Source organism: Streptomyces sp. NPDC048290 (assembly GCF_040652095.1).
Lineage (GTDB): Bacteria > Actinomycetota > Actinomycetes > Streptomycetales > Streptomycetaceae > Streptomyces.
This window is the reverse complement of sequence record NZ_JBEZLM010000003.1, coordinates 78,974-103,347: the sequence shown is the minus strand read 5'-3', so window position 1 is coordinate 103,347 and position 24,374 is coordinate 78,974. Positions and strand designations below refer to the sequence as shown.

Below are 24,374 nucleotides of genomic sequence, written 5' to 3'. Positions count from 1 at the left end.
CTTGCTGTCCCGGACGGGGACCACGCCGGAAGTGGCCGCGTGGTCGGGGGCCCACTCGATGCAGGCCCCGCCGTTATCCGTGCTGTACGAGGACTTGACCCATTGCGACGGGGGTGAATTGTTCGCGTTCATCACATAATGCCCTTTCGCAGCTGTTCGATCATGGCTACGGACTCCGCCTGAGAAGCCGCCCCGATCTGAAGCTGATGGTAGTTCCTCACCAGCGGCAACACAGAGGTGAGTCCACGGTCTAGATGCCCCTGTGTCTGCGACTCTACGTATGACATCAGGGACCGATCGGACATGGTCAGAAGGTAGACCAGTCGTCTGAACGGCTTTCGTTCCGCCATGGTGTACGGGGCGATTTGCAGCGACGTGTTCGCTTGTTCGGCGAACTCCAGGAGTCGTGACAATTGCCGGTCCATGACCTGAGGGCCCCCTACGGGGTTGCGAATGCAGCTCTCGTCCAGCACGACGAAGATGAGCGGCGGGGGCGTTCGTGCAAGCGCGGCTTGTTGCTCGATCTGCACGTCAACGCGTTCAGCCGCTTGCTCGGGCGTGATGTCCCCTCGCTGCACTGCGGCTTCCGCCAGCACGGACGCGTACTCCCGGGTCTGAAGCAATCCGGGTATCACTCCCGTTTCGAAGACCCGGATCTCTGCCGCACGGCTCTGGTATCCGACGTACTCCGGATACCCCTCCAGCAAGCTGCCGTTGCGCATCTCGTGCCACTGGCGTTCGAACGTGTCGACCGTGCCCACCAGCCCGAAGGCCACATCCGCAGCTTTCGCGAACTGCAAGGACGGCGACTTGCGAGTTGTCTCAACCCCCGAAATATGCCCGCTGGACACTCCCATGTGCGCGGACGCGTCTTCCTGCGTCCAGCCCTTCGCCTCGCGTGATCTGCGAAGCCGCGCCCCGAACGCCGCTTGCGGTGAAGCGTCCGGATTCAGTTCCTTGCGATTGACCATCCGTGCCCCAACTGTCTCGTCGTGGCAGCCACGTTGATTGGTCTCCGACCGTACGCCACTCTGAATCCGCCTGGTAGCGGAATGGCTACGGAGAGGAGTTGCCATGTCCGGTGGGAACGTACCGACAGTGCGCCCGAAACCCCAACTCCGCGTCGGTGACCTGGTGTTCGACACCGAGCGGAACAGACTCGCCCTCCTCATGGACACCGGTGGAACCTGGGCGGACGGCCGCTACGCGCTGCGTCCCCCCGGTGGCGGTGTCGAGTGGCCCGCATGGCGTTCGGATGTCCGGCCGGCGACCAGTGGGCCCCGCCTCCCGATGTCAACCCCGGCCGCGTCAAGTGGATAGCGGCGTGCATCCCGAGCCTCACGCCTACTGGGCGCCACTTACCGGGATGCGCTCGGGTAGCGGTTCGGCCCCTTGACCCCCGTTTCGTGCGGCAGCGTTCCCCCTGACGCTGCGGAGGATCGCACGGGACGGTGACCCTTCGGCCCCGTGTGGCTCGACCACTGCTGAGCCGAAGGAAGGGGGGCGGGCACTCGCCCGCTCCCGGCCCCGACTGCCCCGTCCTCACTCGGCAGTCGGGGCCGCCCTCCCCCAGCGGCGTGCGAACCGTACGCCCCCTGACCCGCTCAGAAGTGTTGAGTCTGGCCTACGGAGGCTGATCAGTGACTGACACATCCAAGTCAGTGGCACTCCACGTGCCGCTTCTCCAGCCTGCCCCGGTCGAGGGGTGCGCCGAGTGCGGGGCGGCGGCAGCCGCCCGGGACTCCGCCCGGAAATCGGGCAGCGTCAGCGGTGAACGGGCGGCAGACGAAACGATCAGACAGCACCCGCACCGACGCGACGAGGAGGACAGTCAGACTCTCTCCCGGTTGCGGTCGCTGGTGCGTGAAGACAACAGGAGGCGCCGGGACGGGGGCGGTTCACCGTGAGAAGTCGCACCCCACGAACGGGTTGAGTGGAGCGGCACGGATCGGTGCCGCACGTCGCGCACCGGTCCCGTGGTCACGTCGGAAGTCGCGGCCACTGGTCACGGATCACCACCTGCGGCCGAGGTCCGGTCCGTGACGGGGGCGACCTGCCAACACCGGCGCGGACAACGTCCTCCAGGAGCGCTGGGGGTACCCCCTCTGGGGGAGGAACTGCGCGAACACCCCCCACAACCCGCACCCGGAAACGACCGAACCCACCCCCCTCCCAGCCGCCCCACCTGTCACTCCCCCGCCGGATAGAACCGCCTCCGCACTCCCCGCAACCACGCCTCCACCGCCCGCTCGTCCGGCTCCCTCGGCAGGACACCGGGGTGCGCGTCGAACGCCTCCTCGAAGTGACGCAGCAACGGCCGCGCGGCCTCCGGATCGGCGGCGACCTCCTCACCGAACCGGCGGAACGCCTCCGGGTCGTCCAGCCGCACCGTCAGCCGCCCGGTCCGGTACAGCTCGTACCCCTGGTGGCAGAGCCGTTTGAGATGGCGGGCGTGCTTGGCGGTGCGCCGACGGGTGTCGGCGGAGAAGGAACCGTCGGCCCGCCGCTCCAGCCGCCGGAACTGCTGCACGGCATAGCCGAGATAGGCGTCCCGTACCCGCTGCCCGCTCAGGAAGCTGCCCCGGATGCCGATCAGCTCGTCCCCCGTCTCGGTCCGCACCTCGTACAACTCGTCCGGCAGCCAGACCAGTTCCATCACGGTGGGGTTGCCGCCGAGGGCGAGCCTGCACCACTTCGCCGCCTCGTGCAGGGTGCGGTCGGGGTGGGTGGTGACATGCGACTGCCGGGGCGGGTGCAGCCCGTGCAGTTCCTCGGTCGGGGCGGCGAAGAGACCGAGCCGGTCGATGTCGGAGTCCTGGTGCGCGAGACCGTAGGCGGTGGAGCCGACGATGCCGGAGAGCAGGACGTGCCGCACGGGCGCCGCCCCCGCCGTCGCGACACCGCTGCCGTCCGGCGCCCGTGCGCCGGTCGCCTCGGTGGCGCTGTCCCCGTCCGTGATGGTCATACGTCTCCCCCTGATGTCCCGCCCCGCAGGCCACGCGCACCGCCCCGACGGCGGTGGCGAACCGTCATGATGCACAGCCACTACTCCGTACGGCCTCCCCTTTTCCTCCCGTCCCGGCCCCGCACCGCCACGGTCGTGGACGCGGCCCGGCCCACCGGGTAGGCCAGAGGGACGGCCCCACTCACCCCGCCGACCGGACCGACAGCGCCCGGCGGGCACCGACAGGAGCGGACGACTGTGCAGACTCTCACCACCCGATGCTGTGTCGTCGGCGGCGGCCCCGCGGGCATGATGGCGGGCCTGCTGCTCGCCCGGCAGGGCGTGGACGTGACCGTGCTGGAGAAGCACGGCGACTTCCTGCGGGACTTCCGCGGGGACACCGTGCACCCCTCGACCCTCCAGATCTTCGACGAGCTGGGACTGATCGAGGAGTTCCTCACGATCAAGCACAGCGAGGTGCGCACCATCTCGATCGAGACCCCGGCGGGGTCCACCGAGGTCGCCGACTTCACCCGGCTGCCCGGCAAATACCGGTACGTGGCCTTCATGCCGCAGTGGGACCTCCTCGACTTCGTGGCGCGCAAGGCGCGGGAACTGCCCTCGTTCCGGCTGATCCAGAGGGCCGAGGCGACGGACCTCGTCCAGGTGGACGGCCGGGTACTGGGAGTGCGGGTCACCACGGCGGACGGCCCGCTGGAGATCCACAGCGATCTGGTGCTCGCCGCCGACGGACGCCACTCCACCGTGCGCCGCGCGGCCGGGCTGCCGCTGTCGGTGAGCGAGACCCCGATGGATGTGCTGTGGTTCCGGCTGAGCCGTGAGCCCGGCGAGGGCATGAGCTTTCTGCGCACCGGCCCCGGCCATCTCCTCATCACCATCGACCGCGGCGCGTACTGGCAGGTCGCCTACATCATCCCGGCGGGCGCCTACGACACCGTCCGCGCCGAGGGTCTGCCCCGGCTGCGCGAGCGGATCGCCTCCGTACGCGGCACGTTCAAGGAACGTCTGGAGCGGGAGATCACCGACTGGGACGACCTGAAGCTGCTGAACGTCCGTGTCGACCGGCTGCGCACCTGGTACCGGCCGGGCTTGCTGTGCATCGGGGACGCCGCGCACGCCATGTCCCCGGCGGGCGGGGTCGGCATCAACCTCGCCGTGCAGGACGCGGTCGCCGCCGCGCGGATGCTCGGACCGGCGCTGAAGGCGGGGCGCACCCCCAGCAGGCGTGAGCTGGCCGCCGTCCAGCGGCGCCGCGCGTTTCCGGCGCGGGTGGTGCAGTTCGTCCAGGTACGGCTGATGAGCGACATGTATCCGAAGGAGCCGGGAACGTACACCCGGCCACCGTCCGTCGTCCGGATCGTCCGCCGCTTCCCGTTCCTGCGGCGCTGGACGGCCCGGCTGATCGGACTGGGGGTGCGCCCGGAGCATGTGGAATAGCCGGACCATGTGGAGCAGCCTGACCATGTGGAGCAGGGTGACTCCCCCGCGCCTCCCGAAGGACCGGTCATGTCTGCCGCTCCGGTGTGTACTCCCCCTCCTCCAGCCCGAACGTCCAGGCGACGCCCTCCTTCGCGGTGCGTATCCGGGGCGGGACCCGCAGCCAGTACGTCTTGTGCGTGCCGTCCGGTTCCGGTGTGGAGTTGACCACCTCGACCATCACCAGCGGCTCGTCACCGTCCAGTTCGATACGCCACAGCACACCCGCCTCGTCCCGCTGCACAGGCTCGGCGCCGGACTCCTCCAGATAGCGCTCATAGCCGTAGTGCTCCAGCATGACCCGGCGCAGCTCCGCGTTCTCCTCCTCGCGGATCCGGCGCGGGGTCAGTTCGCCCAGCCCGGTGAGGAACTCGGCCGGGACCGGCATCCCGCGCCAGGCGTGGAGCGCGAACCCGTCGGGGTAGGCCAGCGCCGGTCCGTCCCCCCGGTCGAGCCGTCCCGCCTCGTCCCGGTGGAGTTCCACCGGCCGCTCGCAGACGACCGCCGTCCGCTCGTACGGCCACCACCAGCCCGCCGCGCGGGCGACCGCGACGACCCCCGCCAGCGGCTCGGCGCCCTCCTGGCCGTCGAAGGCGGCCAGCCAGGCCGCGTCGTGCTGGCCGAGCACGGCGTCCAGCAGGGTCAGCCGGACCGCCTGCTCGCCGCCCGCCTCCGCCGCCACGGACTCGACCACCGCGGTCCGTACCCGCTCGGTGAGCTGTGCCGTGCCGTCCCAGAGGGCGGCGCCGGTCAGCGCCCAGTGCTCGGCCCAGCCGGCCGGGCCGAGCCGGTCGAGCACCCGCTGCCGCGCGGTGGCCCACGGCCCGGTCCGCACCGCGTCCCGCACGCTCGGCCCCGCCGTCCCCTCCGCCGTCAGCCGGGCCACGGTCAGCACGCCCTCACGCGGCGACCCCACCCATACGACCGTCTCCGGCTCGGCGAGGCCCGCGAGCCGGTACGCCAGCCGCACACCGTCCTCGGCCGCCGCGCGGTCGGCCGGACCGGTCGCCGCGACGACATCCCGCCACAGCGCGGTCACGTCCCGCTGCCCGTCCATCGCCGCGTCCTCGAGGGCGGCCCCCGCCACCGCCGTCGTCACGTTCTCCCCCATCGCCGCTTCCACCTGTGCCCTTCCCGTGCCGTTCCGTGTCGTCATCCCCGCGCCCCCGTGCTCTCCTCCCCCCTCCTCAGTTCTCCTCAGTCCGCGACCACCCGTACCGCGCCCGGCGCGTACTCCCGCTGCCGGATCACCCGGTACCAGCCCTTGGGCAGGGGGATCGCCGCGTGCTCCTCGTGCACCACCCGGCCGCCGTCCGGGAGATGGAGGTAGGACGCGCCGAACGGACCGGCCTCGCGGACCAGCGTCCCCGGTCCGACCACGGCGTGGGCATGACCGGTGACCTCGCCGAGGGCCAGCACGAGCCTGCCCCGCACATCCCGCGGCTGCCGGGGCAGCCGGTCGGTGCCCTGCGGCACGGCTGCCTCCTGGACGGGCACGATCAGGACGTCGCCCTGCCGGTACATACCTGTCTCCCTTCGCCGTCGGCACCTCGCCGACCGATGACCACAACGCTACGAGGTGGCACTGACAATCGCTCTGACCAGGCATTTCATCCCGCTGACGAGTGTCTGGCGGGGCTTGGTGGGTCGCGGGGACCGGCAACCTGCCCTCCCGGTCGGCGCATTGTCAGTGCGGGTTGGTAGAAATCTCGCGACCACTCACCATGTCCGGTCCCAGGAGGCCAGCACCATGTCCCACGTCGAGCATCTGAGCCAGCTGTACGGCCTCCCGGTCTTCGACTTCCCCGACGCCGAGCCGGAGAAGGAGCTGCCGGAGGCCGGGGCGGTCGCCTGGCGGCTGGCCGTCGACCCCTACGGGGACACCTCGGACGAGGAGTTCGGCGACCGGTGGGACCGGTTCCTCGACACGGTGGACCCGGCCGGGGTCCGCGCGATCGTCGTGGGCCCGTGGGGCGAGGTCTACGACCATGACTCCAGCGTCATCGTCCGGCGGCTGGTGGACGCGCACGCGGAGCTGGCCGGGCTGCGGGCGGTGTTCCTCGGCGACCTGGAGCAGGAGGAGGCGGAGATCTCCTGGATCGAGCACGCCGATGTGACACCGGTCCTCGCCGCCTTTCCGTTGCTGGAGGAGTTCGGGGTGCGCGGCGGCAGCGGGCTGCGCTTCCCCGCGGTCTCCCACCGCGCCCTGCGCACCCTGTGGTTCGAGGCCGGCGGGCTGCCGGGCCACGTCGTACGCGGTGTCGCCGCCAGCCAGTTGCCCGCGCTGGAACACCTCGAACTCTGGCTCGGTGTGAACGCCTACGGCGGGAACGCGACGGTGGCCGACCTGGCGCCGCTGCTCGCCGGGGGCCTCTTCCCCGAGCTGCGCCATCTGGGAGTGCGCAACAGCGAGATCCAGGACGAGATCGCCGCCGCCGTCGCCGCGGCGCCGGTCGTCGCCCAGCTGACCTCGCTGGACCTGTCCCTGGGGGTGCTGACCGACGACGGCGCGACCGCGCTGCTCGACGGCCAGCCGCTCACCCACCTGGACAGTCTGGACCTGCGCCACAACTACGTCACCGACCCGGTGGCACGCCGCATACAGGCGGCGCTGGAGCCGCACGGCGTGGAGGTCGACCTGTCCGAGACGGGCCAGGAGTGGGACGACGACGGGGAGATCCACCGCTTCACCGCCGTCGCGGAATGAGGTGCCGGTCATGACCTCCACACAGCTCCTCGAAACCTGCCGCGACAGGACGACGTTCACGCTGTCCGACACCGACGACAGCCGGACCCTGCCGTCCGCCGGAGCGGTGACCTGGCGGCTGGACTGCGCCTACGAGACCCCGTTCACCGAGCTGTGGCGCCACTTCACGGACCGGGTGGCGACCGACGACGTACGGTCCCTGATCATCGGCCCGTGGTGGCACGACGAGTACGCCGAACTGCGCCCCGCCCTGGAACTGCTGCTCGCCGACGCCGCCCGCTTCCCGGCGCTGCGCGCGCTGTTCCTCGCGGACTGCACGGGTGAGGAGTGCGAGATCTCCTGGCTCCAGCTCAGCGACATCACCCCCGTCCTGGAGCGGTTCCCCCTGCTGGAGGAGCTGGGGGTGCGCGGCGGTGACTCCCAGGGCCTCGGCCCGGAGACGCTGTCCTTGCGCCCGGTACGCCATGAGGCGCTGCGCGTGCTGCGGTTCGAGTCGGGCGGACTGCCCGCGCCGGTGGTCCGCGCGGTGGCCGCCAGCGACCTGCCCGCCCTGGAGCGGCTGGAGCTGTGGCTCGGTGTGTCCCAGTACGGCGGCGACACGACGGTGGCCGATCTGGCGCCGCTGCTGACCGGGGGCCGCCTCCCGGCGCTGCGCCATCTGGGCCTCCAGGACAGCGAGATACAGGACGAGATCGCGGCGGCGGTCGCCGCGGCGCCGGTGGTGGCGCAACTGGAGTCGCTGAGCCTGTCCATGGGCACGCTCACCGACACGGGCGCGGAGGCGCTGCTGCGGGGTCAGCCGCTGACCCACCTCCGGCACCTCGATCTGAGCCACCACTTCCTCAGCGCGGACATGTGCGACCGGTTGCGGGCCGCCCTGGTCCCGGCCGGGACCGAGGTGGATGTGTCCGACCGCCAGAAACCGCACCGCTCACGGGGCGAGGAGTGGCGCTATGTCGCCGTCTCCGAGTGACAGCGCGGCTCCTCAGGCCGGCGCCCCGCTGCGGCTCACCGTGGTGGGCAACCCGGAGAACCGGCGCACGACACTGTTCCACGACGCCGCCCGCCGGGCCGGTCACCCGCCCCCGCGTGTGCTGGCGTGGCGGGATGTACTGACCGGCGCCGGGTACCCGTTCGCCCCGGGCGAGTTCGTCCGCATCGACTCGCCCGGGGAGAACGCGGAGGTCGACCGGCTGCTGCGGGGCACGGACGAGCCGACCCGGGTGGAGGGCACGGCCCGCTGGCACCGCCGCTTCACCGGCGCCCTGCGCGAGCTGACGGCCGCGGCGCGGCACGCGGGCGCGGTCACCTCGGCCGACCCCGAGGAGGTGGCCGTCCTCTTCGACAAGCGGCTGTGCCACGCCCGACTGTCCGCCGCACAGGTCCCGGTTCCCATGGCGCTGCCGGGCCCGGTCGTCGGCTGGGGCTCCCTCCGGGAGCGGTTGCGGACGGCGGACATGTGCCGGGCCTTCGTGAAACCGGCGCACGGTTCGTCGGCGTCGGGCGTGGTGGCCCTGTCCGTGGCCGGTCCCGGCCGGGTCAAGGCGACGACGTCCGTGGAGACCACCCCGGACGGTCACCTCCACAACTCCCTGCGGGTCCGGGACTACACCTCGGAGCGCGAGGTGGCGGCCCTGATCGACGCCCTCGCCCCGGACGGCGTACATGTGGAGCGCTGGCTGCCCAAGGCGTCCCAGGGCGGCCGGGCCGCGGACTTCCGGGTGGTCGTGGTCGCGGGCCGGGCCACCCACGCCGTCGTCCGGACGAGCCGCCATCCCATGACCAACCTCCACCTCGGCGGCGCCCGCGGCGACCTGGCGGAGGCGGAGGCGGCGATCGAGGCGACGGGGGGCCGTCTCAGCGACGTACTGGACACCGCCGAGCAGGCCGCGGCCTGCTTCCCGGGCACCCTGTGCGTCGGCGTGGACATCCTTCCCCTGACCGGCTGGCGCCGCTTCACGGTCGGCGAGGTGAACGCCTTCGGCGACCTCCTCCCCCGCCTGACCGGCCTGCCCGGCACCGGAGCGGAGGGCCTGGACACGTACGCGACCCAGCTCGCGGCGATCCCGACGGCCCTGGCCGGACGACACACCCGGCCGGCAGCGGGGCGACACGCCGAAGCCGGGACATGAGCCCGTCCACCATCACGCCGCGGGTCGGCCATGAGCCCCGCCCACAACCATCCCACCGGAACAGGGACATGAGCCCCGCCCACAGTCACCCACCGAAGCCGGGACATGAGCCACGCCCACACTCACCCACCAAAGCCCAGCCATGAGCCCCGCGCACACCCACCCACCGAAGCCCAGCCATGAGCCCCGCCCACAACCGCCCCACCGAAGCCCAGCCATGAGCCCCGCCCACAACCGCCCCACCAGAACAGGGACATGAGCCCCGCCCACAGTCACCCCTAAACCCCAGACATGAGCCCGCCCACAACCACCTCAACCCGCACCTCAACACGCACCACAAGCACCACCCATGGAGCACCACCGTGACCCTGACAAACCCCCCGTCCCCCGACATGAAAACGGTCGTGGGCAGTCACGACATCCTCTTCGTCACCCTTGACACCCTCCGCTACGACGTGGCGCAGGAGCTGGCCGAGGCGGGCCGTCTGCCGAACCTGGCCCGCCATCTGCCCGGCGGCACCTGGGAACTCCGGCACGCGCCCGGGAGTTTCACCTATGCCTCCCATCAAGCGATGTTCGCCGGATTCCTGCCGACACCGGCCGCGCAGGGCCCGCACCCCCGGCTGTTCGCGGCGCGCTTCGCGGGCAGTGAGAGCACGGCGGACGGCACCTTCGTCTACGACACCCCCGACCTGGTGTCCGGCCTGGCCGAGGCGGGCTACCGCACGGTGTGCGTCGGCGGGGTCGGCTTCTTCAACAAGCGGGGCCCGCTGGGCTCCGTACTGCCCGGGATGTTCCAGGAGAGCCACTGGGAGCCGGAGTTCGGGGTGACGTCACCGACGTCGTTCGAGGCACAGGTGACCCGCGCGGAGAAGGTCGTCGCCGACCTGCCACCCGAAGAGCGCCTGTTCCTCTTCCTGAACGTGTCGGCGCTGCACCAGCCCAACTGGTTCCACCTGCCCGGGGCGACCCGCGAGACGGGCGACACCCGGGCGACCCACGCGGCGGCGCTGGAGTACGTGGACCGCCACATGGGCCGTCTGCTGGACGCCCTGTCGAGCCGCCGCCCCTGCTTCGCCGTGGTCTGTTCGGACCACGGCACCGCGTACGGCGAGGACGGCTACACCGGTCACCGCATCGGCCATGACGTCGTCTGGACCGTCCCCTATGCCCACTTCTTCGTCGACGAGGCCCGATGACGCTCACCGCACCGACGCCCGGCCCCACCACGGTCCGCCCGTACGAGCAGTATGTGTACGCCTACCCGCACAAGACGGCGTACCGTCCGCTGCCCCCGGAGCGGGCGGAGTTGCGCGCGCTGTGGGCGGACGAGCCCAGGGACGCCCTCTCCCTCTACTTCCACATCCCGTTCTGCGAGGTGCGCTGCGGCTTCTGCAACCTGTTCACCCGTATCGGCGCCCCGGACGGTCTGACGACGGCCTATCTGGACGCACTGGAGCGGCAGGCCACCGCGGTCCGCGCGGCTCTGGACGGCCCCGCGCGGTTCGCCACCGCTGCCTTCGGCGGCGGCACGCCGACCTTCCTCACGGCGGCGGAGCTGGACCGGCTGTGCGATCTCGCGGAGCACGGTCTCGGCGCCGACCTGGCCGCGATCCCCCTCTCCGTGGAGGCGTCCCCGGCCACGGCCACCGCGGACCGCCTCGCGGTCCTGGCCGCGCGCGGCACGACCCGGCTGAGCCTGGGCGTGCAGAGTTTCGTCGACACGGAGGCGCGGACAGCCGTACGGCCGCAGCGGCGCGCGGAGGTGGAGGCGGCGCTCGGCCGCGTCCGTGACGCGGCGATCCCGGTCCTGAACATCGATCTGATCTACGGCATAGCGGGCCAGACCGAGCACACATGGACCCGCTCCCTGGACGCGGCCCTGGCCTGGCGCCCGGAGGAGCTGTACATGTACCCGCTCTACGTCCGCCCCCTCACCGGCCTTGACCGCCACAGGGACGGCGACGACAGGGCCTGGGACGAACAGCGGCTGCGCCTGTACCGTCACGGCCGCGACCATCTGCTGGGCGCGGGCTACGAGCAGGTGTCGATGCGCATGTTCCGCCGCGCGGACGCCCCCACGACGGGCGGCGGGGACTACGCCTGCCAGACCGACGGCATGGTGGGCCTGGGCTGCGGAGCCCGCTCGTACACGTCGAAGCTCCACTACTCCTTCGACTACGCGGTGGACATGCGCCGCATCCGGGGCATCGTCGACGCCTACACGGCCCGCTCCACGGCGGACTTCTCCCGCGCCGACTACGGCTGGGAGATGACCGAGGAGGAAACCCGCCGCCGCCACATCCTCCAGTCGCTCCTCCAGGCGGAGGGCCTGGACACGACGGAGTACCGGACCCGTTTCGGGACGACCCCCGAGGAGGACTTCCCCACCGAACTGACCCGCTTCCGCACCCGAGACTGGCTGGACGAGTCCACCGGCCCCGACCGTCTGCGCCTCTCCCCCGAGGGCCTCGCCCACTCGGACGCGCTGGGCCCGGACCTGTTCTCCCCCGCCGTGAGCGCGCGCATGGCCGCGTACGAACCGAAGTGACGTGACCCCCGATGGACCTGACGATCCTCTACCGCGGCCCGCTGGCGTCCTGCGACTACGACTGCCCGTACTGTCCCTTCGCCAAGCGCCGCGACACCCGCGCCCAGCTGACGGCGGACCGCGCGGCGCTGCACCGCTTCACCGACTGGGCGACGGCCCAGAGGGAGGACCGCCTCTCCCTCCTCTTCACCCCGTGGGGAGAGGGGTTGGTCCGCTCCTGGTACCGCCGCGCGCTCACCGACCTGAGTCACCTCCCCCAGGTGGGCCGGGTGGCGATCCAGACCAATCTGAGCTGCCGTACGGACTGGCTGGCCGAGGCGGACCTCGACACCCTCGCCCTGTGGTGCACCTTCCACCCCGGCCAGACCCCGTACGACCGCTTCCTCGCCAAGTGCCGTGAGCTGGCGCGCCTGGGCGTCCGCCACAGCGTCGGCATCGTCGGCCTCCCCGACCACCTGGACGAGGCCCGCCGTCTCCGCGCCGACCTCCCCGCCCACGTCTACCTGTGGGTCAACGCCGCCGAGGGCCACACCTACACCGACGCCGAGGCGTCCGACTGGACGGCCCTGGACCCCCTGTTCCCGTACAGCCGCCGCCCCCACCCCAGCGCGGGCCTCCCCTGCCGCACCGGGGCGTCCGTGATCTCGGTCGACGGCGACGGCACGGTCCGCCGCTGCCACTTCGTCCGCACGGAACTGGGAAACCTGTACGACGACACCTACCGCCGGTCCCTGACCCCCCGCCCGTGCCCCCTGGCGACCTGCGACTGCCATATCGGCTATGTCCACCTGGAGACGCTGCCGTTGTACGACGTGTTCGCGGGAGGCGTGCTGGAGCGGATACCGAAAGCCTGGCACCTGCCCCGAGACACGGCCTCCCGCCCCACCATGGGTCCGCCGTCCGGACGCTAGTTGGCCAGGCTGAAGTCCCCGCCCACCGGCGCCGCGATCTTGTCGACCCCGGTCAGCGCGGTCAGCGTGGTCACCGGCGTGGCGCTGTCCGTGGTGGTGCCGTTGCCGAGTTGCCCCGAGCCGTTGGCGCCCCAGGAGCGGACGGTGCTGTCACCCAGCAGCGCCATGGAGTGCTCCCGGCCACCGGCCACCAGTTGCACGCCCTTCAGTCCGGGCACCGGCACGGGGGTGATCCGGTAGTCGGTGGTGGAGTCACCGAGCTGACCCGAGGTGTTCTGTCCCCAGCTCTTGAGCCGGTTGTCGCTGCCGGTCACGGCCAGGCTGTGGTTGCAGCCCGCCGCGATCTGCGAGACCCCGCCCGGCCAGACGCCCTGAGTGTCCACGGGGGTATAGCGGTTGATCGTGCTGTTGTCGCCGAGCTGACCGGTGGCGTTGTAACCCCACGCCTTCACGGCATTCGCGGAGGCGGGCCGACCGACCAGAGCCAGGTTGTGGTTGCACCCGGCGGCAATGTGACTGACCCCAGTCAGACCGGCGACCGGGGCGGGCACGTTCCGGCTGGCGGACGTGCCGTCACCGAGCTGGCCGTTGATGTTGTAGCCCCACGCCCAGCCGGTGCCGTCCTCACGCAGCGCGATGCTGTGGTTGAGGCCCCCGGCGATGGCGGTCACCTTGTTCAGCCCCTCGACCCGGACGGGGACGGAGCTGTCGGAGTGGGAGCCGTTGCCGAGCTGCCCGTAGTTGTTGCGCCCCCACGCCACGACCGTGCCGTCGGCGAGGAGGGCCAGGCTGTGACTGCCGCCCGCCGCGATGTCCGTCGCGTTGGCCAGATTGACGACCTGACCGGGCGCGTTGTGGCTGAACACGCTGCCGTCACCGAGCTGACCCGACCCGTTGGCACCCCAGGACTGCACGGTCCGGTCCGTCAGCAGCGCGAGCCCATGCCCGCTGCTGGCCGACGCCCCGCCCGCCTCGATCTTCACCACCTCGGCACTCGTCAGCCCGAGCACGGTGGTGGCGGTCGTACGGAAGTCGGTCCAGGTGCCGTCCCCCAGCTGCCCGGAACGGTTGTTGCCCCAGGACTTCAGCCGCTTCTCCTGAGCGTGCGCGATATCGGCCGACGCCAGGTTGTGGACCGTGACCGGGGCGACGACGGCGACGAACGAACAGAGCGCGGCGGCGAGCCTGCGCCCGGTACGAGCCAGATGCGGAGTGAGGTGCACGAACGGTTCCTTCCGAAGATCGACAACGGGCGGAGCATTCGTTTCGGACACAGCCGCGCCAAGGCCGTGCCCGACCGGGAGGTTCACCCGGCCGGTGGGCACGTCATACGAACGACGGGCCCGGGTCGCCGCCACCCTCGACCTCGACGGCGACCAGGCCGACATCGCCGCTCTCGTCACCGCCGCGCACGCCCAGGTCCCGGGCGACAGACCCGCGACCCAGGTCCATATCCGCATCCACGAGAACCCCATCCGCACCGAGAATCCGTGGACGTTCCGCTGCGGCCCCAACGACACGGCGACCCCTGTCACATGACAGCCCGCAGAGGCAGCTGCCGCTGAACCGCGAGCCGCTCTTCGCCCCCGGCATCGTCAAGCGCACGAAAAAACTCCCAGCCGGACGAATCCGTACTGGGAGTTCTGCAAAACCAACCTGGGTGTGTGTGAAGTACCCGTGGTGTGTGGTCGTGGTGTCCGAGGGGGGACTTGAACTCTCCTCTCGGGCACCAGCCCACAACCGCTCTGACCTGGGGAAACGCCCGTCGACAGGCTTGATTTCGGCGGGCGTTCCTCCTGTTCTTTCCTGCTGTTTCAGGCCCTCTCGGACTCCTGTTGGTCATGCGTTGGTCACGTGACCAACCCTCCTCCGAGGCATCCGTCCCTGGTCAGGCTTCCCGGATGACGCCATGGGTTACGGCCAGGCTGCATGGGCGTAACCGTGACCACGTACCAGGGGTGGGCTGGGGTGGTCGGGACCTGTTTATGCAAGAACACGCATAGTCGCGTTCACGCATAGACGGGTAGTGCCACCCCCTCTACTGTCGTCGGACAGGCGGCCCAACGGGGCCGGAGCAAAGGGGTTTGGTATGTCCGAACGTTCGGAGCTCACCCGGCTCACGGGCAACGGCGACGGCGAGTGCGGAGAGAAGGACTGCCCGAACGTGTACCGCACGGCGACCGGATCGTTCCTGATGCAGGGCGACGCGTCCGATGCCTTCACCCCGCCCGCTGGTGAAGGGCTCGTGGAAATCCCGGAGGCGGTTCTCAGGGAGGCGTTCCGTGCACTTGGGTGGTGACGCGTGGAATAGCTGCTTCGATTCCATGGAGCGTGACGCGTGGCGGCTGGAAACGCTGCCCGTCTACACCATGCCCCAGGAAGCGGAGAAGCTGAAGCGCTTCCTCGCCGGGGAGAAATCCCCGGACGATTACACGTCGGCTTGGATGGACGAGGTTCGACAATGGGCCTCGGAAGGAAAGAGCGTCGGCAGGGTGCACGTCGTGACCCGCCCGCTCTCGGACTACCTCCGGTTTGAGTTCGAGTATTACTACCGGCACCACGTGAAGGCAGGCGAGGATATTCGCATTCTCGACCTCACCGACCGGGAGAACCCGGGGCTTCCGGATCAAGACTTCTGGATGTTCGATGAGTCCAAGGTGGTCCTGATGAACTATCGGGAGGACGGGACGCAGATAAATCGGGAACTGCACGAGGGTGGCCCTGAGCCGTATCGGCAGTGGAAGCGGATTGCCGTTGCCGAGTCGGTTCCATTCCTGGAGTACGTGAGCGGGTGACGTTCGACCCTGAACAGTTGGGGCAGCCGAAGCAAGAATTGGCCGCCCTGCTGAAAGAACTACGCAAGCGAGCCGGCCTAACTGGGGACCGGCTCGCTCGGCGTTGCAACATGTCTCAATCGAAGATCAGCCGAATTGAGAACGGGAAAGCGCAACCGAGCCTGCTCGACCTGGAGAGAATCCTCCGGGCTGTCGTTGCTCCGCCCGAGGTCATCGAGGAGGTCATTGCCCTCGCGAGGCTGGCCAATACCGAGTGGCAAGACCTGCGCTCGCTGCGCCGCAGAGGGTTGGAGAAGAAGCAGACCGAACTTTCCGCGCTCGAATCCTCCTCTACCGAGTTCCGTTTCTTCCTGCTCTCGATGATTACCGGACTGCTGTCAACCCCCGAGTACATTCGGGCCAGCCTTGCCCATTCCCCAGCTGATGTCACTAAGACGATCGCGAGGAAGCTGGAGCGGCAGGAGGTCCTTTACGACACGAAGAAGCGGTTCACCTTCATCCTCACCGAACAGGCCGTAAGGTGGCCACTCCTGCTCCCGGCCGCGATGGCGATGCAGATTGACCGGCTGGCCTCACTGACCCACCTGCCGAATGTGAAGCTCGGCGTTATCCCCATCGCGGGGTATAAGCCCATGGCTCCGATGGACACCTTCACTGTCTACGACAACACCCTGGCCACCGTGGAGAACACCACCGGTGTCGTGATCCTGAGAGATCCGCGCGACATCGACATGCATGTGGAACTGTTCTCGACACTGGAGGGGTACGCGCTGTTCGGGGTCGAAGCACGAGCCTTGTTGACGGAGTGGGCTGCCGCCTGCCGTTCATGATCTTTAGTCCATGACAGGAAAGAACTACACAGCCGCCGATTTCTGGGTCAATGATTTCCCCCATGACAGCGACCGAGCGAAACAAAGAGCGGGTGCGTTACGGCGTAGGTCGGGGGCTGGAGTACCGGCGGGCGTTCGGCCCTGATGGTGGTGTGCGCTCGTGACCGGGCGCATGACTCTGCGGGTGTCGTACGACGGCGGCCGGACGTACGGCCCGGTGCGTGAGGTGCAGGTGGAGCCGCGCAATGCGGTGATCCTGGGTTCGCCGACCAAGTACCCCCCGTGCGGGTGCCCTCGGTGCACGGGCCGCAGTTCGTTGCCTGCCAGTGCTCTCCGCCCCGTGGCGGTGGAGCCGAAGGCGGCGTGATGCACCGCTTGGGCCGCGCTGGGTGCTGCGCCACTTTGGCCGGTACGCGGGGCCGCTCTACCTGGCCGCGATCCTCAGCGGCTGTGCCCTGGTTCTCGCCATGGCTCTTTGGTAACCGCATGGGCCGCTGTCCCTGATGCTTCCCGCCGGATTCCCGGTGGGAATTCCCGAGAAGAGAGGTAGTCCGATGGTGGAAAAGAACACCACTTCGGTGACCCCCGAGGGGGGTGGCCTGCTCGTCGCGAAGCGGAAGATCGTGGCCGCACGCACCCGTGCCGAGCAGGAGTCCGACGTCAGCAGTGGCCGTTCCGACGGCAACGACTGACGGGAGCGCCCACGGTGCTTGATGCAGCCTCGTGGGCGGGGCGTCTGGGCGGGGACACGTTCCTCGCCCGGACGTACCACCGCTCTTACGCGCACTTCCCCGGAGCCGCCGACACGGCGGGCCTGTTCTCCTGGGACGACCTGAACCGGATCATTGCCACTCAGCGGCTGGAGCCGCCCCGGCTGCGCCTGTCGGCCGACGGTGAGATGGTCCCGCTCCACCGCTACGCGATTCCGACCACGAACCGCCGAGCGGTCACCTGGTCCCGTATCCAGCCGTCCGACTTTCACGCCCAGCTCAGAGAAGGGGCGTCGCTGGTGCTCGATGCGGTGGAGAAGATCCACCCCGCTGTGGGGGCGGCTGCTGAAGGGCTGGAACGCTTCCTCGGAACGTCCGTGCAGGCCAACGTGTACGCCTCGTGGACCGAGCGGGAGGGCTTCGGCCAGCACTGGGATGACCACGATGTGGTGGTGGTCCAACTCCACGGCTCGAAGCGGTGGCGCCTGTGGGGGATGACCCGTGAGGCACCCACCTTCCGGGACGTGGAGTCGCCGGAGGAGCCGGAGGGCGACCCGATGGCGGACCTCGTTCTGTCCCCGGGTGACGTGCTCTACCTGCCGCGCGGCTGGTGGCACGCGGTCACCGCCGACCAGGGGACGGAATCCCTTCACCTGACGTTCGGCATGGTCCCGCACACGGGCGCTGACCTGATGCTCTGGATCGTCGATCAGCTCAGGGCGTCCCTCGCGCTGCGCAGGGACATCCCGCGCTTCGGCTCGCTGACGGAACAGTCGGACTTCATCGACGCCGTGCGCCGTGAGGTCGCCGACATGATGGCGGACCCGCGCCTCGTGGAGCGGTGGGCGGAGTCGATCGACACGACCGACCTGGGCCAGGCGATTCCGTCCCTGCCGTACGTGGACGGAGTCCCCGCCCGAGGGGAGATCACGGTCAAGCTCACCGCTCCGAGGGGCCGCCTGACGGCGAACCCGGCAGAGGGCACGGTCACCTTCTCGGCAGCCGGTACCGCATGGGACTTCGCCGAGTCCGCCGCGCCCACGCTGGGCACGCTGCTGACCAACCAGCCGACCACGCTGGGCGAACTCGCCGACTCCGCCGGACTGGAGGTCAAGGACGTGGCCGAACTGGTCTCCGTCCTCATCGACGGCCACGCCGTCGCAGTCGTGGGGACGGTGCTGTGACCGCCGCACTCTCCCTGGGGACATACCGCGTGCGTGCCGTCAGCCGGGCGGCACGCACCGCCCTTGCAGCCGGTAGCCCCTGGGTGGATACGGCACCCAACTACGCCCACGGTCGGGCGTACGAGGAGTTGCGGCTGGTTCTCGGGGAGTTCCCGACCGTGCGGGTAGCCACGAAGACGGGGTTCTTCACGGAGGAACAAGGCCGCATCGCTCTGGCTGACGGCGTGCTCACTCGGAAATCCGCAGCCCACAGGCACAGCCTTGAACGGGGCTTCGTCCGCTGGCAGACGGAGCGATCCTTGGCCGGGCTCGGGCGCGTGGACCTGGTCTTCGTCCACAACCCCGAGCACCACGGACACGGCCTTGACCGTGCCGCCCTGCACGGGCGTGCGCGGGAAGCCTTCACGGCGCTGGAAGAGTTCGCCCATGCGGGCAGGATCGGCGGGTACGGCGTCGCCACCTGGTCGGGCCTGACCTCCGGAGCGTTCAGCATCCCCGAGTTGCTCACGCTCGCCCGTCAGGCGGCCGGTTCCGCCGAGCACCACTTCACGGGCTTGCAGATGCCCGTCAGCCTGATCATGGATGCCGCGATCACACAGGCCCTGAAAGGCGGCGGACCACTGGTACAAGCGAAGGACGCGGGGCTGATCACGTTCGGCTCCGCGCCCCTGCACGGGGGCGAACTCCTCGACGCCATGACATCCGAACTGGTGAACCTCATCCGCCCCGGCCTGTCGGCCGCAGCCGCTGCCCTGCTGGCTGCCGGATCGTGCCCCGGCCTCGATGTCGTCCTGACTTCCGCGAGCACGCGCGAGCACTGGGACGATGTGGCCAAGGCTCTGGCTACGCCGCTGACGGCCCAGGAACTCAGGAGGGTGACGGATGAACTCGCCGATGAATGAGGAGGTACAGGCCCTGATGGAGGCCGCCCACGACCGGGCGGCCAAGGAACTGGGCCTCACCTGCACGGGACCGCTGGCGTGGGGCTTCCTCGGTGTCACCCTCGGACGCCGAGCGGGGGACCGGTGGCTACGGGTGAGCCGGACGGCGAAGAGGAACGCGGGCAGGAAGGAGGGGGAGGGCATCGTCGGGGCTTCTGAGATGGTGCCTGACGGCGTGCCCCGCCCCCACCTGTACGCGGTGAATGATTGGACTGACGGCGAGTGGGCCTTCGAGTCGGAAGTCCTGGACTACCTCACGCAACCCATCGTGTCCCCGGACCGGGCCGACATCGACCACGACCCGGGGTTGCCTGACGAGTGGTGGGCGGACCTTCGCCAAGCCTTGGCCCTCCTCGCTGAAGCGGAGGGAGTGAAGGTAACCGTGCGGGACGGGTGGATCGAACGAGCCTTCCCCCAGTTCCTCGGCGTCCCTGCCCCCGCCACGGTGGAGCGGGTGACCGGTCACGGCGACCTGCACTGGGGCAACCTCACCGCCGCGCCCCTGTGCCTGCTGGACTGGGAGCGGTGGGGACGGGTGCCCTTCGGCTATGACGCCGGACTGCTCCACGCCAATAGCCTGCTCGTGCCGGATGTTGCTGCCCGCATCCGCAGGGAGTTCGCGCCGGTCCTCGATACCCCCGCCGGTCGAATCGGGGAACTGGCAGCCCTGGCCGAGATGCTGCAAGCCGTAGCCCGTGGCTGGTACCCCGACCTTGCACCCCACCTCGTGGCCCGTGCAGAGGCGCTCACCGGAGTGCGCCCGCCCGTCCCGGTGCACTCCGAGGTGAGCGCCTGACTGCGCCCCTGTACGCCCTTCTCAGGCACTCTCACCGATGTGCCGGTACAAGGTCGCCCGGTGGACTCCGAGGGTCTTGGCAATGGCCGTGACGCTCTCGCCCTTGGCGTACCGGGCACGGGCTACAGCTAGCTTGTCCTCGTCCATCACGGACGGGCGTCCGCCGTGGTTGCCATTGCGGGCGGCGGTGTCGAGCCCTTCCAACGTCTTCTCCCGGATACCCTCCCGTTCGACTTCGGCGGCCACGGCCAGGACGGCGAACACGATCGCCCCTGCCCCGTTCGGGTCGTACACCCCCGTGAGGGGGCCGGAGAGGAGTTCCAGTTGGACGCCGTCCTTCTGGAGAGTGGATGACAGGGTCATGAGTTCAGCGGCGTTGCGGGCGAGACGCTTCATCTCCACCACGGTGAGGATGACCGGCTGGTTGGGTGCCGCCGTCTTGATCTCCCGGGCGAGGGTGAGCGCCTTCTCGAACTCTGGGCGTTCCTTGATCCGGCTGCTGATCTTCTCCGAGAAGACCCGGGTGCAGTCGGCGCGGGCAAGGGCGTCCAACTGGGACTGGAGTTCCTGGCCGACCGTGGAGCAGCGGGCGTACCCGATGCGTATGGCTGCGCCCGGGGCTACTTCGAGGGCCCGCACTACGGGTGCGCCCTGCACCCATGGCTTGCCGGGGTTGCGGTCGGCGGGAGTCTTCACCGTGAGTTCCGCTTTGAGCGCGGGTACGAGGGCGAAGCGACCCGTGTGGTAGCTGCTCGCCACCTTGCCCGCGCCCGTGCGGCAGGGGCTACCGGCGGGGGCCTGGCACTTCGGGCAGTCGTGGCGTTCGACATGTTCGGCCGGGGTGTTCGTGGTCATGATCAGACCGTCGCACAAATATGTCGCGTAACGCAAGATCCGGAGTGAAGTTCTGCGACGAGTTACGCGACAGCGAAGAGGGGGTGAACCGGACATCGGCCGGGATCGGCCGGGTAGTCGCGCAACCGACCGTTTACGCGACACCCTTCCCCGCCCGCTGCGCCGACGTGTGCTGGTCCTGGTGCTCACCCTCGGCAGGGCGCGACCGGCACCCCACCTGGGCTTACTTGCAGGGCTGTGCGCCTGCCTGAGCGCCTGCCGCTCCCCATCCGCCCCCGGCTCGACCGTGCCGGACTGTCGGCCGTCCACGGGGCGCACGGCCGTTCACCTGCCGGGCAAGCCTGCAACGGCGGAGGAGTGGGCGACGGCGAAGCGGGCGGAGCCAAGGGCCAGCCCCGAGCGCGACGGCGAAGGGGGGTGGGGTATGACCCCCTGAGCCCGACTTCGAGGACCGCCTTGTCTTAGCAGCTCAGATCCTGCGACGGTTCCAGACCTCGCCAGGGCAGCGGCGACCGTAGGTAGCGGCGGAGAAGTAGCAGGTGGGAGCGCTGCGCCTAGATGAATGAGTCCAAGGGTTCGCCTGCGGACAAGGCGCGAGGGCGCCCATGGTCAGTGTGTGAAGACAAACCTGGACACCCTCGCGACAGCACTCTATGCCCGGATCGACGACGAGTTGAAGGCTTCGCCGTGGCTGGCTCCATGGCGTCCGAAAGTGGGGATCGAGCCCACGCTCAGTGATGCGGAACTGCTCACGCTCGTGGTGATGTCGGCACTGCTCGGCTACACCTCCGAGCGGCGCTGGCTGCGTCGCGTCGACCGCGACTTCCGCGGCATGTTCCCCTATGTGCCCCGGCAGTCCGGCTACGGCAAGCGGTTGCGGGCCGCGTCGTCACTGCTCACCAGCATGATCCGGGTCCTCGCCCAGGACACCTCGCTGTGGAGCGACGACGTATGGCTGGTCGACTCCACCCCGGTGGGCTGCGGGTGCTCCCGGGAGACGGCCAGGCGCTCGGACCTGGCCGGCTGGGCCCAGTACGGCTACTGCGCGTCGCACTCGCGGTACTTCTGGGGCTTGCGTCTGCACCTGGTCTGCACGCCCGGCGGCCTGCCGGTCCTGTTCGCCCTGACCGGCGCGAAGGCCGACGAACGCGAGACCCTGCGCGACATGCTCGACACCGCCCCCGACGTGACCGCCGCCCACCCCGGACAGACGATCATCGGAGACAGGAACTACTACGGCCGGGAGTTCGAGAACGACCTCACCGAACGTGACCTGATGCTGCTGCGTCCGGCCCGCAAAGGCGAGCCCGGGCGGGCCGGCACACACCTGTTCAAGCCGCTGCGGCAGGTCATCGAGTCGATCAACCAGACCTTCAAAGGGCAGCTCGACCTGGAACGACACGGCGGCAAGACCCCGGCCGGAGTCACCGTCCGGGTCCTGTCCCGCATCCTCGCGCTGACCGCAGCGATCTGGCACAACGATCAGACGGACCAGCCGGTCAAGCGCTCGCTGATCGCCTACGACCACTAACCGTGACCCCACCCCTTGGACTCATTCATCTAGCCTGGCCGGCACTCGGAGCCTGCACGAGAATGACACCTTCGGGGCTTGCCGTAAGTGGCTTCGCTCTGTGGCCGCGTAAGCGGCCCATGTCCCTTGTTGCAAGTCGAAGAGGGTTCGAGCCTTGGGGCGCGGAGCGCCCCACCTGGCTAGCTTTGGTCTTCCTGATGTCGGCCCCTCCGGGGCCGCTCTGTCGAAGCGGCTTCCGGCTGTGCGGCCGGAGGCCGCCCCTGTCGCCTACCTCTTCGCCGTCGCACTTGCCGTTGGTGGGGGCGCTGCGCGCCCTACTTCTCTTCGCCGCTGCACGTAAGTGCGTACATGGCTTCCCGCTGTCGGCCCCGGGAGGGGCCCAGTCGTAAGGCTTTGAACCTACTGAGATAGATAAAGAGGAGGCGAACGTTTCACTTGGTCAAGGCATGTGCCACGACACGTGGGGTGTGTCCCTCCGCCACGCCTGACGTGTACGTTTCGGGAGTTTGTACACGTGGCGTGTGTCGGCCTGCGTGGGCGAGCGTTCAGGCCGCGCGTGCCCAAGGGGTGGCGTCGCCGTGCACGCTGCACCTACGACCCCCTCGACTGCCCTTCTGGAAGTGGTGATGGGGCAGGGTGAGGCATCGGGCGGTTGAGTCGTGCCCGATGAGGGTGAGCGCCTTGGCTCGGCCGACCGCGTTCGTGACGCTCTGCCTGGACGGGATGACCCCGTCATCGCCAGCGAGGATTCCGGCCAGCTCGCCCATACGGAACTCGGCGTGACCTATCTGGTTCGCCCTCCACAGGGCGGCGAAGTAGACGCGGTAGGTCAGTGGGTGCCGGTCGTCTCTGGCCATGCATTCGCACTGCGCTTGAGAGAGGCCGCCCCATTCGACGCCGGGTCCGAAGTCGATGCGCACTGAGTCGTGGTCCTTCCCGTGTGGCGCGGTGAGCGCCGGTAGTCGGTGGTTCGCATGTGCTCCCTTCTGGTAGGCACGGCCAGCCGTCCGGCTGGCTTGGGATTGGAGCTGAGGTCAGGCGGCTTCCCGGCAGTCCCGTTCGATCCAGCGGTCCACGTCGGTGGGCCGGAAGCGGAGGTGTCCGCCGATCTTGCGGGCGGGGATGTTGAGTGCTCGGTGGTTGTTGTAGACCCACGCGGGCGTCACGCCCAGGTACTCGGCCAGGTCGGTGACGCTCATCAGGCGGGCGTTCTGCAAAGGACGGCTCCTCGGTTAGCGGAGGGGATGGTTCCCCTCGGGCTGCTCATCCTGAACCATCAGTCCGGTTCGGTCAAACCCGGATGCGCCACGCCTGGGCTTGCCTAGTTCGGTTGCGTTCCGTAGGTTGTCGGCCATGACTGAGAAACCAGAGCACTCCGAAGATCAGAAGCACCTTCCCGGAGAGCACTTCACGGAGACGGTGCAGGAGATCGGGCCGTGGCGGGTCGCGATGCTGTGGCCGCTCGACACTGTCGGGGGCGCGGGCGGTCCGCGATCCATCTACATCGAGCCCCGTGATGGGGCCGACTCCCAGGAAGTTGCACGGGGCATCACGACCACGATCCTCCGCAGGGTGGACATCGCCGCAGCGGCGAAGGAAGCGGAGAGCTTCGCCCCGTGGGCACGGATCGCACGCGGGGCCGTGGAGGATCTGCAACAGCGCAAGGTCGAAGAGTTCCGGCAGGGGCTCGCCGCGCTTCCCAAAGGCGTGTCAGACGAGTACCTCGCCGTGATCTCCGATCTCTATGTCCACGTCGTTGAGGCGGGACACCGCGCCCCGCTCCAGGAACTGGAGACGTGGACAGGGACGAAGCAGGCCACGTTGAAGGGCCACCTCCGGGCGGCGCGTCAGCGCGGCTTCCTGACCAAGGTCGAAGCCAAGGCTGGCGGACGGCTCACGGACAAGGCGATCGAAGTCCTGGAGGGGATCAAGGATGCCGAAGAAGCGAAGCGACAGCCGTAGCGGACAGGACAGAGCGAGGGGGGAGCTA

Annotated in this window: 26 protein-coding genes; 17 read left to right on the top strand and 9 right to left on the bottom strand. The window is 69.5% G+C overall.

Features of this window, described 5'->3' with window-relative positions:
- The 3 genes from AB0D49_RS05280 to AB0D49_RS05270 all read right to left on the bottom strand — a co-directional run.
- On the bottom strand, window positions 1-132 hold a 132-nt coding region (locus AB0D49_RS05280), incomplete at its 3' end, for a DUF397 domain-containing protein (protein WP_362752046.1).
- Window positions 132-971, bottom strand: a complete 840-nt coding sequence (locus AB0D49_RS05275) for a helix-turn-helix transcriptional regulator (protein WP_362751028.1) — start codon at window positions 969-971, stop codon at window positions 132-134. The genes AB0D49_RS05275 and AB0D49_RS05280, both read right to left, overlap by 1 nt.
- A gap of 1,217 nt (window positions 972-2,188) precedes the next feature.
- Window positions 2,189-2,965: a nucleotidyltransferase domain-containing protein gene (locus AB0D49_RS05270; protein ID WP_362751025.1), complete on the bottom strand. Its 777-nt coding sequence runs from the start codon at window positions 2,963-2,965 to the stop codon at window positions 2,189-2,191.
- A 237-nt stretch (window positions 2,966-3,202) separates the two neighbouring features.
- Between AB0D49_RS05270 and AB0D49_RS05265 the strand changes: the two genes are divergently transcribed.
- Complete coding sequence (locus AB0D49_RS05265) at window positions 3,203-4,402, top strand: FAD-dependent oxidoreductase (RefSeq protein WP_362751022.1); 1,200 nt, start codon at window positions 3,203-3,205, stop codon at window positions 4,400-4,402.
- A 67-nt stretch (window positions 4,403-4,469) separates the two neighbouring features.
- Here AB0D49_RS05265 and AB0D49_RS05260 read toward each other — a convergent pair whose 3' ends face one another.
- Window positions 4,470-5,498 carry a DUF6745 domain-containing protein gene (locus AB0D49_RS05260; RefSeq protein ID WP_362752043.1) on the bottom strand — a complete coding sequence of 343 codons (1,029 nt, stop codon included), beginning with the start codon at window positions 5,496-5,498 and terminating at the stop codon, window positions 4,470-4,472.
- Window positions 5,499-5,638: 140 nt separating this feature from the next.
- Window positions 5,639-5,965, bottom strand: coding sequence for a hypothetical protein (locus AB0D49_RS05255; protein ID WP_362751020.1), 327 nt, complete (start codon window positions 5,963-5,965; stop codon window positions 5,639-5,641).
- 226 nt (window positions 5,966-6,191) lie between these two features.
- Here AB0D49_RS05255 and AB0D49_RS05250 point away from each other — a divergent pair, with 226 nt between their 5' ends.
- The 6 genes from AB0D49_RS05250 (at window position 6,192) to AB0D49_RS05225 (ending at window position 12,742) form a co-directional block, all read left to right on the top strand.
- Window positions 6,192-7,148, top strand: a complete 957-nt coding sequence (locus AB0D49_RS05250) for an STM4015 family protein (protein ID WP_362751017.1) — start codon at window positions 6,192-6,194, stop codon at window positions 7,146-7,148.
- A 10-nt stretch (window positions 7,149-7,158) separates the two neighbouring features.
- Window positions 7,159-8,121: an STM4015 family protein gene (locus tag AB0D49_RS05245; RefSeq protein ID WP_362751010.1), complete on the top strand. Its 963-nt coding sequence runs from the start codon at window positions 7,159-7,161 to the stop codon at window positions 8,119-8,121.
- Window positions 8,102-9,280, top strand: coding sequence for an STM4014 family protein (locus tag AB0D49_RS05240; RefSeq protein WP_362751007.1), 1,179 nt, complete (start codon window positions 8,102-8,104; stop codon window positions 9,278-9,280). The genes AB0D49_RS05245 and AB0D49_RS05240 overlap by 20 nt, the downstream gene beginning before the upstream one ends.
- Window positions 9,281-9,672: 392 nt before the next feature.
- On the top strand, window positions 9,673-10,479 hold the full coding sequence (locus AB0D49_RS05235) for an STM4013/SEN3800 family hydrolase (protein WP_362752040.1): 807 nt from the start codon (window positions 9,673-9,675) through the stop codon (window positions 10,477-10,479).
- Complete coding sequence (locus AB0D49_RS05230; protein WP_362751004.1) at window positions 10,476-11,831, top strand: STM4012 family radical SAM protein; 1,356 nt, start codon at window positions 10,476-10,478, stop codon at window positions 11,829-11,831. Before AB0D49_RS05235 ends, AB0D49_RS05230 begins: the two co-directional genes overlap by 4 nt.
- An 11-nt stretch (window positions 11,832-11,842) precedes the next feature.
- Entirely contained in the window at window positions 11,843-12,742 is a 900-nt protein-coding gene (locus AB0D49_RS05225; protein ID WP_362751002.1) for an STM4011 family radical SAM protein, read from the top strand.
- Here the strand turns inward: AB0D49_RS05225 and AB0D49_RS05220 are convergent.
- Window positions 12,739-13,965 (bottom strand): hypothetical protein, encoded by a 1,227-nt coding sequence (locus tag AB0D49_RS05220; protein ID WP_362750999.1) that lies wholly within the window; start codon window positions 13,963-13,965, stop codon window positions 12,739-12,741. The two genes, AB0D49_RS05225 and AB0D49_RS05220, sit on opposite strands and share 4 nt — an antisense overlap.
- A 94-nt stretch (window positions 13,966-14,059) precedes the next feature.
- On the opposite strand from AB0D49_RS05220, the gene AB0D49_RS05215 reads away from it, so the two are divergent.
- From AB0D49_RS05215 to AB0D49_RS05180, 8 genes are all read left to right on the top strand, one after another.
- On the top strand, window positions 14,060-14,281 hold the full coding sequence (locus AB0D49_RS05215; protein ID WP_362750997.1) for a hypothetical protein: 222 nt from the start codon (window positions 14,060-14,062) through the stop codon (window positions 14,279-14,281).
- Between the two features lie 550 nt (window positions 14,282-14,831).
- Window positions 14,832-15,041 carry a hypothetical protein gene (locus AB0D49_RS05210; RefSeq protein ID WP_362750994.1) on the top strand — a complete coding sequence of 70 codons (210 nt, stop codon included), beginning with the start codon at window positions 14,832-14,834 and terminating at the stop codon, window positions 15,039-15,041.
- Window positions 15,025-15,537, top strand: coding sequence for a DUF6879 family protein (locus tag AB0D49_RS05205; RefSeq protein WP_362750992.1), 513 nt, complete (start codon window positions 15,025-15,027; stop codon window positions 15,535-15,537). Before AB0D49_RS05210 ends, AB0D49_RS05205 begins: the two co-directional genes overlap by 17 nt.
- On the top strand, window positions 15,534-16,367 hold the full coding sequence (locus AB0D49_RS05200; protein ID WP_362750990.1) for a helix-turn-helix transcriptional regulator: 834 nt from the start codon (window positions 15,534-15,536) through the stop codon (window positions 16,365-16,367). The genes AB0D49_RS05205 and AB0D49_RS05200 overlap by 4 nt, the downstream gene beginning before the upstream one ends.
- Before the next feature lie 554 nt (window positions 16,368-16,921).
- Entirely contained in the window at window positions 16,922-17,059 is a 138-nt protein-coding gene (locus tag AB0D49_RS05195; protein WP_362750987.1) for a hypothetical protein, read from the top strand.
- A gap of 14 nt (window positions 17,060-17,073) precedes the next feature.
- Entirely contained in the window at window positions 17,074-18,261 is a 1,188-nt protein-coding gene (locus AB0D49_RS05190) for a cupin domain-containing protein (protein ID WP_362750983.1), read from the top strand.
- Complete coding sequence (locus AB0D49_RS05185) at window positions 18,258-19,163, top strand: aldo/keto reductase (protein ID WP_362750981.1); 906 nt, start codon at window positions 18,258-18,260, stop codon at window positions 19,161-19,163. The genes AB0D49_RS05190 and AB0D49_RS05185 overlap by 4 nt, the downstream gene beginning before the upstream one ends.
- On the top strand, window positions 19,144-19,998 hold the full coding sequence (locus tag AB0D49_RS05180; RefSeq protein WP_362750978.1) for a hypothetical protein: 855 nt from the start codon (window positions 19,144-19,146) through the stop codon (window positions 19,996-19,998). The genes AB0D49_RS05185 and AB0D49_RS05180 overlap by 20 nt, the downstream gene beginning before the upstream one ends.
- A 21-nt stretch (window positions 19,999-20,019) precedes the next feature.
- Here the strand turns inward: AB0D49_RS05180 and AB0D49_RS05175 are convergent, their stop codons facing one another.
- A complete protein-coding gene (locus AB0D49_RS05175) occupies window positions 20,020-20,853 on the bottom strand; it encodes a recombinase family protein (protein ID WP_362750975.1) in 834 nt (277 codons plus the stop codon).
- A 616-nt stretch (window positions 20,854-21,469) separates the two neighbouring features.
- On the opposite strand from AB0D49_RS05175, the gene AB0D49_RS05170 reads away from it, so the two are divergent.
- Window positions 21,470-22,384, top strand: a complete 915-nt coding sequence (locus AB0D49_RS05170; RefSeq protein ID WP_362750972.1) for an IS982 family transposase — start codon at window positions 21,470-21,472, stop codon at window positions 22,382-22,384.
- A gap of 545 nt (window positions 22,385-22,929) precedes the next feature.
- Here the strand turns inward: AB0D49_RS05170 and AB0D49_RS05165 are convergent.
- Together AB0D49_RS05165 and AB0D49_RS05160 are read right to left on the bottom strand one after the other, a co-directional pair.
- Window positions 22,930-23,241, bottom strand: a complete 312-nt coding sequence (locus tag AB0D49_RS05165) for a hypothetical protein (protein ID WP_362750969.1) — start codon at window positions 23,239-23,241, stop codon at window positions 22,930-22,932.
- A gap of 177 nt (window positions 23,242-23,418) precedes the next feature.
- A complete protein-coding gene (locus tag AB0D49_RS05160; protein WP_362750966.1) occupies window positions 23,419-23,601 on the bottom strand; it encodes a helix-turn-helix domain-containing protein in 183 nt (60 codons plus the stop codon).
- A 136-nt stretch (window positions 23,602-23,737) separates the two neighbouring features.
- Between AB0D49_RS05160 and AB0D49_RS05155 the strand changes: the two genes are divergently transcribed.
- The gene (locus tag AB0D49_RS05155; RefSeq protein WP_362750963.1) at window positions 23,738-24,346 is read left to right on the top strand and encodes a hypothetical protein; all 609 of its coding nucleotides are present in this window, start codon (window positions 23,738-23,740) and stop codon (window positions 24,344-24,346) included.
- Window positions 24,347-24,374: the final 28 nt, after the last annotated feature.